This window comes from Vibrio sp. 1CM7H (genome assembly GCF_023161645.1).
Lineage (GTDB): Bacteria > Pseudomonadota > Gammaproteobacteria > Enterobacterales > Vibrionaceae > Vibrio > Vibrio diabolicus.
The window spans coordinates 1433823-1447111 of sequence record NZ_JALNTV010000001.1; the positions used below are offsets into that span (position 1 = coordinate 1433823).

Annotated in this window: 10 protein-coding genes; 4 read left to right on the forward strand and 6 right to left on the reverse strand. The window is 44.9% G+C overall.

Annotation, left to right across the window (positions count from 1 at the left end; translation table 11 throughout):
* The first annotated feature begins 75 nt into the window (after window positions 1–75).
* A complete protein-coding gene (locus MSG33_RS06265; RefSeq protein WP_248380295.1) occupies window positions 76–576 on the forward strand; it encodes a GNAT family N-acetyltransferase in 501 nt (166 codons plus the stop codon).
* Between the two features lie 46 nt (window positions 577–622).
* On the opposite strand, the gene MSG33_RS06270 is transcribed toward MSG33_RS06265, so the two are convergent.
* Window positions 623–1600 (reverse strand): ecdysteroid 22-kinase family protein, encoded by a 978-nt coding sequence (locus tag MSG33_RS06270; RefSeq protein ID WP_248380553.1) that lies wholly within the window; start codon window positions 1598–1600, stop codon window positions 623–625.
* Window positions 1600–1875: a GNAT family N-acetyltransferase gene (locus MSG33_RS06275; RefSeq protein ID WP_006741945.1), complete on the reverse strand. Its 276-nt coding sequence runs from the start codon at window positions 1873–1875 to the stop codon at window positions 1600–1602. The genes MSG33_RS06270 and MSG33_RS06275 overlap by 1 nt, the downstream gene beginning before the upstream one ends.
* A gap of 136 nt (window positions 1876–2011) precedes the next feature.
* Here MSG33_RS06275 and MSG33_RS06280 point away from each other — a divergent pair, with 136 nt between their 5' ends.
* Window positions 2012–2749 carry a flagellar brake protein gene (locus MSG33_RS06280; protein WP_041853113.1) on the forward strand — a complete coding sequence of 246 codons (738 nt, stop codon included), beginning with the start codon at window positions 2012–2014 and terminating at the stop codon, window positions 2747–2749.
* A gap of 122 nt (window positions 2750–2871) precedes the next feature.
* Here MSG33_RS06280 and MSG33_RS06285 read toward each other — a convergent pair whose 3' ends face one another.
* The 3 genes from MSG33_RS06285 to MSG33_RS06295 all read right to left on the reverse strand — a co-directional run bounded on the left by MSG33_RS06285 (window position 2872) and on the right by MSG33_RS06295 (window position 8513).
* Window positions 2872–3831 (reverse strand): porin, encoded by a 960-nt coding sequence (locus tag MSG33_RS06285; protein WP_104972902.1) that lies wholly within the window; start codon window positions 3829–3831, stop codon window positions 2872–2874.
* A gap of 398 nt (window positions 3832–4229) precedes the next feature.
* Window positions 4230–5858, reverse strand: coding sequence for a methyl-accepting chemotaxis protein (locus MSG33_RS06290; RefSeq protein WP_005394881.1), 1629 nt, complete (start codon window positions 5856–5858; stop codon window positions 4230–4232).
* A 294-nt stretch (window positions 5859–6152) separates the two neighbouring features.
* Window positions 6153–8513: an ATP-binding protein gene (locus MSG33_RS06295; protein ID WP_005394880.1), complete on the reverse strand. Its 2361-nt coding sequence runs from the start codon at window positions 8511–8513 to the stop codon at window positions 6153–6155.
* A gap of 187 nt (window positions 8514–8700) precedes the next feature.
* Here MSG33_RS06295 and MSG33_RS06300 point away from each other — a divergent pair, with 187 nt between their 5' ends.
* A complete protein-coding gene (locus MSG33_RS06300) occupies window positions 8701–9198 on the forward strand; it encodes a hypothetical protein (RefSeq protein WP_248380296.1) in 498 nt (165 codons plus the stop codon).
* 85 nt (window positions 9199–9283) lie between these two features.
* Window positions 9284–10915, forward strand: a complete 1632-nt coding sequence (locus tag MSG33_RS06305) for an ABC transporter ATP-binding protein (RefSeq protein ID WP_248380297.1) — start codon at window positions 9284–9286, stop codon at window positions 10913–10915.
* Between the two features lie 241 nt (window positions 10916–11156).
* Here MSG33_RS06305 and MSG33_RS06310 read toward each other — a convergent pair whose 3' ends face one another.
* The gene (locus tag MSG33_RS06310; protein ID WP_248380298.1) at window positions 11157–13190 is read right to left on the reverse strand and encodes a prolyl oligopeptidase family serine peptidase; all 2034 of its coding nucleotides are present in this window, start codon (window positions 13188–13190) and stop codon (window positions 11157–11159) included.
* Window positions 13191–13289 lie beyond the last annotated feature (99 nt).

Consider the following 13289-nt stretch of genomic DNA (forward strand, 5'->3'; position numbering starts at 1 on the left):
CATCAAAAAACACTATCCAAAATAAGGAACTGTGGTTAGATTGAAAATTAATACTAAAAAGCGAAGGAGAGAAGCATGGAAATTATCGTACGTCCAACGACCGTTGAAGACGCAGCGGCACTCGTAGAAATCTATTCACAACCAAAAGCACAACGTGAAACCCTGCAACTCCCAAAACCTTCGCTCGCAATGTGGGTAGAACGATTGTCAAATATGCCCGCTGGTGTTTACAGCTACGTCGCTGAAATCGATGGTAAAGTAGTGGGTAACATTGGCTTTCATCACTCGCTGCGCCCAAGAACGGCGCACACGGCCGCGTTTGGTATTGGCGTTCACGACCAGTTTCACGGCCTAGGCGTGGGAAGTAAGTTGATTGAAACCATCACCGAGTTGGCGGATAACTGGTTGAATGTAAGACGCATTCAGTTAGAAGTGAATGCCGACAACGAGGCCGCGATTGGCCTGTACAAAAAGCATGGTTTTGAAATTGAAGGAGAGGCGATTGATGGCTCCTTCCGAGATGGCGAGTTCATCAATACCTATTACATGGCACGTATCAGGCCAAGTAAAAAATAAAGAAAAGCCTCCTACTAGTTGGAGGCTTTTCTTTTTAAACTTCGACTCACTTTCGTAAGTAAGCCAACGCTCTGCGAGTCAATGCTTCTGTGTAGGGATTAATCTTCCAGTGGTCAGGACTCCAACCTTTCACAAAGCGCTGAAAGTCAGCCCACGCAACCGCAAACAAAGAACGCCATTCACGCTCGACTTCATCGGGGTCGAGATTCGGCTGATAAACCATTAACGCCTGTTGCAACTGAGCGAAATACGTATCCAAGACCCAAACTTCCATCTCTGCACAACGTTCTGGCTTGACGGCGCTACCCATAAACAGTGCCACATCTTTCATCGCACAGCCATGTCCGACGTATTGAAAGTCGACCGCAGCAACGCTCAATTCATCTTGCGCAAAACAGAAGTTCGCCAATTTGGCATCACCGTGTACAAGCGTCTTGAACTTGGCTTGCGAAAGCGTTTGATCAATTAATTGAGCGGCATTTTTTAGCTCGGTGTCTTGCAGCACCTCAAGCTCATCAGGTCTGGTTGCCAAGTGCCAATACGTGCCGATATGCCACAGCTTATCCGAGCGAACACCGATGTAACGCGCATGAAAGTTCGCCAACCAAGCAAGGCAGGCTCGTAGATGCTCTAGCTTTGCATCGGTGATGACTTTTGGAAAGCCCGCCTCGGCGAGGTCTTCCATCACAATTAGCCATTCATTCTCCGATTGGAATGTTTTTAGACCTTGTGGTACTCGGCAGCGAGTGCTCACCTCTCTGGAAAAATGCGTATACCAATTCACTTCCACCTGATAAGAGTGCAGCTTTCTTTGGTGAGATCGGTCAGTATTCCAACCTCTTGGATGCTCTGAAGGCTTAGGGAGTTTTACATGCTTAATGATCACCGAACAAGTTGAATAAGTAACTCGGACTAACTCACCATAGCCTCCCCATAGCGATTGTATGACTTCTACCGATTGATAATTCCCGAGCTTTAGCTCCTGGCCAATGCTTTGGTAACGTTGGTGGTTGTCGTTCATCATCATGCAAGCAGATGTGACCACGCTTGGTTTTTCTCCATATAATGAATGACATATGGACAGACTGGTTTGATTTGATAACCGAGTGCCTCAATTTCTGGCAATACCGCTTCCATCATCACTTTTCCGTACCCTTTACCTCGTAATGCTTCAGGAACTACGGTTGATGTGATGTGCATGACATTATTCTCAAGCTGATAAACCACCTTGGCTTTATAACCTTGTTCTAAATCAACCCAAAATGTGTTGTTTTCAACTTCATGAGTTACTTTATGCATATCTTGCTCTCTAATTTTTGTTACGGATTGATTGAATCAAACTATATCACTGAATAGAATCAACACCATGCGGAAGTGCTCTGTCACTTCACGCCCTTACCTTCTCAAATCAGGTACGACAATAATAATGAGAAATATGAGCCCTATTGCCAGAGACGGCAAACTACCTCTGCAAAGCAAGAAGGCACCCGAACGTCAGGCAAGTACACTAAATAGCACCGATGCAATGGCAATGGTCGAACATGGCAGTGAAGTAAGTTTAAACGTCACGACACCTGTTGGTACCAAGTTTATTACAACCAGCACATTTGTCGGCTGTCACTCAAATAATACCGCATTGATAGAGGTTCCGAACATCTCCGATGAGGACTTGAAATTCTATTTTCAAGAAGGTTTTTGGATCAATGTAAAAGCGTACTCTCATCGAGGGGAAGGTGCTGTCATTCCATTTCGGGCGCAATTGCAGCACCGACTCGGCGACCCGTATCCCATTTTAGTGCTAAGTCTACCTAACACCATGCAGGTCTTTCAGCTTCGTAAAGAAGTACGTTACGAAGTGAATTTGAGAGCGCGCGTTTGTTTAGAAGCCTATCGAACTGAATGCGAGATAAGAGATTTATCTCGTAGTGGGTGCCGCTTTGTGACATCACCAATGAGCCGACCACTTCAGGTTGGTGATCGCGTTTCATTGGACCTAACCATGCCCGGTGAAAGCCACATGCTCGCGCCATTGCGAGGTCGTATTTGTAACTTACAAAAATCGACACACCATGCTCGCTATGGAATGGAGTTTGATGAGGTTGGTAAAACCAACGCTAAAAGTCTCCTGAGTCACCTAAAATTTGATGGGACTAAACTCACACTAAAAAGGTAGCTTTGATAACGAGCACCAAGCATCGGCCAGTTTTGATACCCGGAAAACAAGAAACCCCTTACTGTAAAGTAAGGGGTTTTGTTTACTAAGAATAAGGCAGAATCTTAGATAACAGTTTCGACTTAGAAGTCGTAACGTAGACCTAGCGCTAGCTCATCTTTTTCATCAGCGCCTTCGTTATCCATTAGATCGAAGTTGTATGATGCGTAGCCACGGAAGTTAGGCTTGAAGTAGTAAGTAACATCAACAGCTAGGTTTTCTACAGTATCAGCATCTTCTAGCTCACCTTTGTTGAACGTAGAAGTAAATACAGTTTGACCCATAGTGTATGATGCAGCTAGTTCGTAGCCTTTGTAATCCGCAGACTCACCTGCAACATCCACGTCTGCGCCTGTGTAGTTACCAGCGAAGTAGAAATCACCTACAGAGTATGCAGCAGCAAGCATGAACTCATCGCTGTCGTTTTGGTCTGCATAACCAGCACCTAGTTCAAGGCCAGTATTAGCAAATGCGTAGATACCAGATAGAGAGAAGCCATCTTCGTTGTTATCTGCAAAACCATTCACGTCTGTTGTACGGTCAGCAAAGCGGTAGCTAGCACGTACAGCTAGTTGCTCGAATTGGCCTTTGTAAGAAAGCATGTTGTCTGTACGGTCAGATACAGGCAGCTTAAGTGCTGCAGTGTTACCGTGGTAAGCCATAATATCGGTAAAGTCAGTAAGAACGAATAATGCACCGTCATTTTTACCGTAAGTTACTTCACCGTATTTACCGCCTAGGCCTGCGTAAGCATAACGAGTTTCAAGGTCACTGTTGTTATCTACGGCACCTTCTTCTTTTGTTTCGAACTCACCTTCCCAAAAACCAACACCGTATAGGTTTTCATTGATTTCCTGTTTGCCTAGGAAGTTAAGACGGATGCGAGTACGGTCTTTTGCCTTACCATCCATCATAGAAAGACGCGCTTCAGCGCGGCCGCCCATCTCAAGAGAAGTGCCATCTTGGTTGTATAGTTCTGAAGCGACAACTTGAGATCCTGATGCCATTAGCGCCACTGCTACAGCTAAAGTTTTTAATTTCATTGTTATTTTCCATATCATTGTTTTATATGTATTTTCTCACCAGAAAAACAGGACTTTTCTGTACCAACGAGAAAACTGGCGGCATAGTAGCAGCTGTTATTTTTCACGCAACGCGTTGAATAAACAGCACTTATAGAAGAAAACACCAAGTAAAATGACGATATGAATACCTCTCAACCATCAAGTTATCGGTTGAGGTAAAAAAATCGTTCGCGTCAAAAAAAAATTGACGCAAAAAATGTAAAAACAATCTCATTATATGTGATTTTGCTCGCAAAATATTTTCACTAAATGACTGTTTTAGATAGACTTCCTGATTTTAAATCAGTTTCTCACAAACAAAAAAATCCCCAAGCAATAGCTCAGGGATTTATACATTTTGTTAGGCGAATAGCGAATTAAAGCTTAAAGAAGCTCAATTGCTCTTTCTGCTTCTCTGCAAGTAATGAAAGCTCAGTACTCGCGCTTGCGCTTTGACTAATACCCGCCACATTCTGGTTAACGAGTTCAGACATGTTAACCACGTTGCGGTTGATGTCTTGAGTGACTTGAGACTGCTCTTCGGCTGCGGTTGCCACTTGCGTGTTTGAATCGTTAATGTTGGCTACCGACTCGGTAATACCAACCAATGCCTCATTCGCTTGTTGCGTCAGTTCGTTGTTACGACTGAGCATATCAAGGCTGACTTGCATGCTGTCATTCGCAAGCCCAGACTGCGCTTGAAGTTCTTCAATAATCGTTTGGATCTCTTGAGTCGAGTCTTGCGTGCGTGCCGCGAGCATACGTACTTCATCCGCAACAACCGCAAAACCACGACCAGACTCACCAGCACGCGCTGCTTCAATCGCAGCGTTCAATGCGAGTAAGTTGGTCTGCTCAGAGACACCGCGAATCACTTCAATAACGTCGTTGATCTGAACCGACTGCTCTTTTAAACGCAGTACCACTTGCGCTGCATCGTTCAATGCCTGAGACATCTGTGCGCTTGCTTCTGCGCTCTCTTGGAAGATAGCCAGACCTGATTGCGCAAGACCATCAGCTTCGCGAGCTGTCGAATCCGCAGACGTTGCGTTATCGCTCACGTTGTTTGCCGTGCTAGCAAGTTCATTAACAGCCGATGCAACTTGTTCGATCTCAGCGAGCTCTAGCTGAGCATTCGCTTCTGCTTGCGTCATTACTGCGGCAAGCTCAGTCGATGCCGATGCAACCTCTTCACTGATACGAGTTAGCTGGTCGACCGTGTTGTAAAGCTGTTCTGCTGTTTGGTTAACATCTTTGCTCAGCTTCGCAATTTCGTTATCACCGTCTACATCTGCGCGAACTGACAAGTTGCCCATTGCTAACTGACGCATCACTTCTTGAAGTTTTTGAATAGGCGTAACAATCATGCCTGATAAGATCCACGCCCCCACCAATGAGAACGCAAATACCGCAAGAACTGTCAGCATAGCGTTGTTTTGTACACGCTCATTCTGTTGATGGCTTCTTATGGTTGACTGCTCTGCTTGATCATTCACATGCTTCGACAGAGTATTGATTTGTTGAACCATTTCTCGGCCAACATTACGGTACTCTTTAATGAATGCACGGTACTCACTGTCCGATTTCAAGCCTTGATCGTACTGGTTAAAGAAAGCCACTGAGCGCTCTGAATATCGAACATAGGCTTCGATCGCTTGGCGAACTTTAATCGCATCTTCACGAAACAGATTACGAGCTTCAATCGCACTTAAATCAGCTTCAACCTGCTTTAAGCCTTCTTTCAATTCATTAAGAAAATTTTCACGACGGGAAGCGTCGTAGATAGCGTAAACCGCTGTAATACGAAGTGGATAAATTTCATCGTCAATACGCGCCAAAGTGTCTTTATGGAAAACCAAAGACTCTTGGTTGGAAGCAATAACATCTTGCTCAGCTTGAAGATTGTTTTTAGTAATCCACAAAGCAATAAACAAAACAATCGCGGTAAATAATACCGGAACCAAAATTTGCGTTCGTACTGACAAATTTTTCAGTGATAACTGCATGACTGGACCTCAGTTGTATGCGTGATGCCTATATCCAAACGAACTCAAGCAACTCTCAATACTGAAGCTGCATTTCGGTTATTTGAATATCTATGCTTCCTTGCGACGGGAAAGTTCCCAGACGAATAAACAAGTGGCGAATATTAGAGGTCGATCACACTTTTGTCTAGTACAAAAAGTCCCCATTTTCAATCTGTTATTGACAATATCCCGACAGTGGTGTCGGGATATTGTCGTTATGATAAATTGTGATCACTTATGATGAGATACATTCACATTTAGGACGGTTTTAGGCTATTTTCTCAACGAATTGAGCTTAGCTTGAGCAAGGCCAAAAATCGTATCTATTGGATAAGAACCTTCATCGGTTGGCTCACCGGCGACTTTCCCCGTGAACAGCTCGATGGCTTCAGTGACATGATCAATCGCCCAAATATTAAACTCACCTTTTTCTACTGCTTTCACGATGTCGGAACGGAGCATCAAGTTATGAACATTAGATTGCGGGATAATGACCCCCTGCCCTTCATGACGACCTTTAATCACACACACATCGTAAAAGCCTTCAATTTTTTCGTTCACACCACCAATCGGCTGAGCTTCACCAAACTGATTCATCGAGCCTGTAATCGCAATGTCTTGTCGGTTTGGTTGCTTTGAAAAAGCAGACACTACAGCACATAGCTCTGCCATGCTGGCACTATCACCGTCGACACCACCATAAGATTGCTCAAACGTAATCGTTGTGGTTAATGGTACTCGCGCCGTTTTACCAAACACGGAAGACAAGTAGGCCGATAGAATCATCACGCCTTTAGAGTGAATACTGCCGCCCAAATCCACACTGCGTTCGATATCAATAACATCCCCATCGCCGTAACACGTCGTCGCGGTGATGCGATTCGGCGCACCAAACATGTAGTCGCTGGTACTTAATACCGAGAGGGCATTCACTTGACCGATAGCCTTCCCTTCAGTGCGAATCAAGGTTGTACCGTTAACAAACGTTTCCATCACGTTGTCGCGTAATCGGCTCACTCGCATTTCTTGGTTCTTGAGCGCCTCTTCCACATGACCGATACGGATCATGTTGGAGTTGGCTTGACGAGCAACGTAGTTTGACTCACGTAATAAATTCGCAATATTGGCAGAGTGGAGTGATAGCTTGGTTTGATCACCAGACAAGCGTGAACTGTATTCGATAATCCGTCCCATGGACTTTCTATCACAGTGCAGCATATTGTTATCGTTCACGACGCTAGAAATAAAGCGCGCATAGTGCAGTTCCGACTCTGGCGTTCGCTTCATCTCATCTTCAAAATCCGCTGTCACTCGGAACAACTCACTGAACTCTGGATCGTAATGCTGCAGCAATTGATAAGTTCGGTAGTCACCAAACAGAATGATTTTAATATCGAGCGGGATAGGCTCGGGATCGAGTGATACCGCCCCTGTCAATGTCACTTCTTTTTCTAGGGAGGTAAAGCTCAATTGACGAGCACGCAGTGCGCGCTTCAAACCATCCCAAACGTAAGGCTGTTCAAGCACTTTCTGTGCATCCATTAACAGAACGCCGCCATTCGCCTTATGCAAACTCCCCGCACGAATCAGCGAAAAGTCGGTAAACACGGTTCCCTTGAAAGTGGCTGTCTCAATCGAACCGAAGAGCGAATGGTAATTGGGGTTTTCTTCAACAACGATAGGAAAGTCACTGCTGTTGCGGCTTACCAAGACGTTCACTTTATAACGACGTGGTAATTTTTTATCCAACGACGCCGTCGCAATTTCGCCTTGCTCACCACTTTGATCAAGGAAGATATCTGCGTTTTCAACAATATCTTTTTGCAGCTCAGTTAAGTACGTTTTGATTTCAGAATATTCCGCGTAATCCACTTTGAGCTTTTTAATGAAGTGAGTAATCACATCGAGCGTCACTTCATCATTAAGCTTTTTGATTTTGTCGCTGTAAGTTTCTTCCCACTCTGTGAGTTCACGGACCATCGAACGTAATCGTACTTCGAGTTCATCAATGGCATCGCTGAACTGCTCTTGCTCTTTCTTACTTAGTGCATCAAAAGACTCTTCCGTATGAAGCTCATCACCATTCATGGCAACAAACTGATAATCGCCTTGTGTGGTAAGCGTCAAGCTAATGCCTTTCTCTTTTGCCTCTCGGCTAATGCGGTCCAGTTCGTTTTGTTGCTTCGCCGCTAATTGGTTTTTTAATCGCTCAGCGCGGCTAAAGTACATTTCATTGTCGAACGCTAGGGGTAAAGCATTCAGTAGTTTGCCCATTAAGGCTTCAATATCAACACGTAACTTATTCCCGATACCACAAGGCAGCTTCAATACCTTGGGTGTGCGGGTATCTTCAAAGTTCGCAACGTAACACCAATCAAACAAGGCTGCTGCATCGTGCTGGTGACGATTCAGATAGCGCAGGATCATGGTGCGTTTACCTAGCCCATTCTGACCAATGGCGTAGATGTTATACCCTTTCTCTTTGATGGACATCGCAAACTCGACCGCTTTTTGCGCGCGCTCTTGGCCCACAATCTCATCAATTGGAGGTAACTCCTTGGTCGACTTACATGGCATATTCTCTAGATCTGCTACAGAATATAGCTGCTTAGCTTCCAATCTTAGTATTGCCATATCCACTTCCTTTTTTCTTATTTTCGTCATTTGAGTGTAGAGATTATTTGCTTAATTTTAAGTGATTTACCTTCCACCCTAGTTTGATTGGACATTTTATGAGCATAAAAGTGATATCAATACTCACTTGCAATTGATAATCAATTTCATTTAATATCAAAACAAATCAACTCTTGTGGAGATGGACATGAATATTGAGCAATGCTGGATGCGCTACTTGAAAGCAGAGCAATTGATGGAACAAGGCCACTGGCCCGAGGCACATCGTTTATACGACGATGTACTCAGCAATCTACCGAACCACATTCATTCGACGCTCGAAAATGCTCAAACCAAACCTTGTCAGTTTGTCTGTCTTATCACCGGGCTTAGAGATGCATGCGTCGCACAATCGGAGATTCTCAACAAACTCGGATTACAGCACGATGCTTTTTCAACACTCAATCAAACGTACGCACTATTCCAATTCTTGCAACTAGAGAATCATGAACTTATTGAACGTGTGGGTCATTTACTTGGTCAACAAAGTGAAGACTTGTTAGCTCATATGGCGGCATTTTGCTCTGCTCAACGCAATGCTCAATGGATGATTGAGCTAGACCATGTGACGCGCGCACATGAGCAGTTTTTGCATTTACAAGCGATGAGTTCGGCAAAGTCTTCGCCTTCTCACCTTTATAATTAATCTAAAGCCCAAGCATTGAGGCCAGCTAGGTTTGTGCTGTCCATTGCTTGAGTATCATTTGCTTTATCAACCACAAGGATCTGTGATGTCTTCTAAAACCATTCTTTCGGTGAATAACCTATCGGTCAGCTTTACGACAAACGATGGGATCGTCGATGCAGTAAAGAATGTTAGCTTCGATTTAAAAGCAGGCGAGACGCTTTCCATCGTTGGCGAGTCTGGGTCTGGCAAGTCAGTATCAACCAATGCACTGATGAAACTATTGCCAGACAACGCTATTTTGCATACGAACTCATCCATCATGTTTGAGGGTAGCTCCATCTTGGATAAAACGGAGCGTGAAATGCAAAGCGTTCGCGGTGATCGTATCGGTATGATTTTTCAGGAGCCGATGACCTCACTGAACCCATACATGCGGGTGGGGATCCAAGTTGCTGAGGCCATCATGTGCCACCGTCCAGTGGATAGACGGAAAGCCAAAGCGAGAGTGTTAGAGCTGTTTGAACTGGTTCACATGCCAGAGCCAGAGAAAGCGTACAGCAAATATCCGCACGAGTTTTCTGGCGGTCAGTTGCAACGCATCATGATTGCGATGGCACTGATTAACGAGCCCGATATTTTGATCGCCGACGAACCAACAACGGCGTTGGATGTCACGGTTCAAGCAGAAGTGCTGCACCTGATTAAAGAAATTCAGGCTCAGATGGGCATGGCGATACTTTTTATTACTCATGATTTAGGCGTTGTAAAACACTTTGCCGACCGTGTCATTGTGATGTGTAAAGGGGAAATCGTCGAAGAAGGCGAAACGCAAACACTCTTCGAAGATCCAAAACACGAATACACACGTATGCTGATCAATTCTATTCCAAAAGGCAGTAAGGACCCTATTAGCGAGAGTGCTACACAACTATTAAAAGCTGACGATACACGAGTCAAATTCTTGATAAAGTCGCATTTTATTGCCAGTAAAAATGAGTACTTCGAAGCGGTAAAAGGCATTTCTCTTGAGCTTAAACAAGGGGAAACACTCGGGATTGTTGGGGAATCCGGTTCAGGCAAGTCTACCCTCGGCCGCGCATTGATAGGTCTCTTGCCATCCACAGGTAAAATCGAATACAAAGGCCAAGATATGGCTTTGCTAACAAACAAAGAACGTTTTGAGCTGAAAAAAGACGTTCAGATGGTGTTCCAAGACCCTTATGGTTCGCTTTCTCCTCGTATGACTATCGGCGAGATCATCACTGAAGGATTAACTGTCCACCAGCCAACGTTGAGTAAAAAAGAACGTATGCAGAAAGCACGCGACGTGCTTCGAGAGGTTCGCTTAGATCCCGCGTCCATCAACCGTTATCCGCACGAGTTTTCAGGAGGCCAGCGTCAGCGTATTGCTATCGCGCGAGCACTGATCCTTGAACCTTCGTTTATTTTGCTTGATGAGCCGACCTCTGCATTGGACCGCTCAGTTCAACTGACTGTGATTGACCTTCTGAAAGATTTGCAGAAAAAGCATAATATTGGCTACTTGTTTATTAGCCACGATCTATCAGTCGTCAAAGCCCTTTCTGATCGTGTTCTAGTCATGCAAAAGGGCGAGGTCATGGAACAAGGTACGGCCGAAAATATTTTCCAAAACCCTAAAAATGACTACACGAAAAAACTGATAGATGCCTCATTTGATCTTGAAAACAGTGAAAATCAGCACAATGCGGCTTAGGTTCATCACAGTTTCATATTCATAAACTAGGATTAAGAAAAGGTGATAAGTTCATCTTGTCTTAAGAATGGCGTAGCTGCCTTTCGGTTTGGCCGCCGAGACTGGTTGGTTCAAGAGTCAGACTTAGTCAACCTGGCTCACATACAAGCAAACAGTATGAATTGAGTTCCCCCAACCATGAAAAATGCCGCGACAGTGTCGCGGCATTTTTTATTCTCAGAAGCTTCGAGCAACTAAGGCATTAAATCGACTCAATACCCATATTATGTAACGTAAATGCATACACGTCTGTGGTGAGGTCAATTTGCTTACTCAGCGGCATCCCTGCACCATGACCAGCATTGACATCAATGCGTATCAATACTGGATTAGCACCTTGCTGCTTGTCTTGCAGTTCCGCAATAAACTTGTACGAATGTGCTGGAACCACACGATCGTCGTGATCGGCGGTTGTCACCAATGTCGCAGGATACTGCACGCCTTCTTTTACATTGTGAACAGGAGAGTAGCCTAGCAAGTATTGGAACATCGCTTCGCTTTGCTCAGACGTGCCATAGTCATACTTCCAGCCTTCTCCAGACGTAAACGTGTGGTAACGGAGCATATCAAGCACACCTACGGCTGGCAGCGCCACTTTAAATAACTCAGGACGTTGCGTCATACACGCACCAACCAACAAGCCGCCATTTGAACCACCACGAATCGCTAGACGCTCGGAGCTAGTGTAGTCGTTTTCAATCAGGTATTCCGCCGCCGCAATAAAGTCATCAAATACGTTTTGCTTTTGCTGCTGAGTGCCTGCGTTGTGCCAAGCTTTACCGTATTCACCGCCGCCTCGCATGTTGGCTACAGCGTAAATACCACCCAATTCCAGCCAGTTGGCCACATTGCCAGAAAACATCGGAGTGAGGCTGATGTTAAAACCGCCGTAACCATACAGCATGGTTGGCGCACTGCCATCAAGCGCGATGCCCTTCTTGTATGAGATGATCATCGGAACTTGCGTGCCATCTTTTGAGGTGTAGAACACCTGTTTTGATTCATACTCACTGCGATCGAATGGCGCTTTTGATTCTTGAAACAGCGTCGATTCACCAGACTCAACATCAAATGAGAAGATCGTCGGTGGCGTCACGTAGTTAGTAAAGGTGTAATACAGCGTGGTTTCTTCTTTTTTACCCGCTAGACCATAAGCCGTACCCTCTCCCGGCAGTTCAACATCTCGAATCCATTCACCTTGGTAGTTAAACTGCTGCACTTTAGAAAGTACATCCACCATATAAGTCGCAAACAGATAACCGCCACCTTTGCTGATTTCTAACGGCTGTTCTTGTTCGGCAATCACATCCATCCATTGCGCTGTTCGGGTGTTGTAGCTGACAACTTTGCCATTCGGCGCATCTAGGTTGGTGTAAAGCAGCAAGGTTTCGTCTTGACTATCAATCAAGTAGGTGTCGCCTTGCGTTGTATCACGAAGCGTCACAATCGCTTGGGACTCAGACTGTAAATCGATATAAAACAGACGATTACCCGATGTGGATTCTGCGCCAGAAATAATGAGGAAGCGGTCGTCTGCCGTCGTGGTACCAGACACATAACGATGAACCTGCGTATCCAACTCTCCGAAAATCACTTTATCTTCAGACTGAGGTGTACCAAGTTCATGATAATAAAGCTTGTGATGTTCAGTTCGCGCAGATAACTCACTGCCTTGCGGCTTATCATAGCTTGAGTAATAGAAGCCTTTGCTGCCCCGCCAAGAAATCGACGTAAACTTCGCATCCACAATCTCAGGCTCTAACTGTTCTTTGGTTTCCGCATCAATAACAAAGATCTTGCGCCAATCACTGCCCCCTTCCGAGATGGAATACGCGACCAAACGATAATCTTTCGAGAAGCTGACTTCGCCAAGAGAGGTCGTGCCCTCTTCAGAGAACGTATTTGGGTCAAGGAAGACTTCGGCTTCTCCCTCCCCTTTACGGCGATAAAGCACGCTTTGGTTTTGCAAACCGTCGTTTTTGTAAAAGTAAGTATAATCACCGCGCAAAAATGGCTGAGAGTATTTCTCGTAATTTTGACTGTTTGCGACCAAGTCACGAATCTGTTGGCGATACGGGATCTGACCAAGAAAATCGAATGTTACCGAGTTTTGACCCGAAACCCATTGTGCGGTTTCTTCGCTGCGATCATTTTCTAACCAGCGATAAGGGTCGGCAATGTCGTGACCAAAGTAAGTCTCCACGACAGAGTCTTTACGTGTTTTTGGGTAATGCATAACGTCCGTGTTACTCCGTTGTTTTTATTAAGTTGTTTATTTTCATATCGTTTTATTGCGGTGATTACCTTAGAGCACCCAATATTGATTTCAACGACA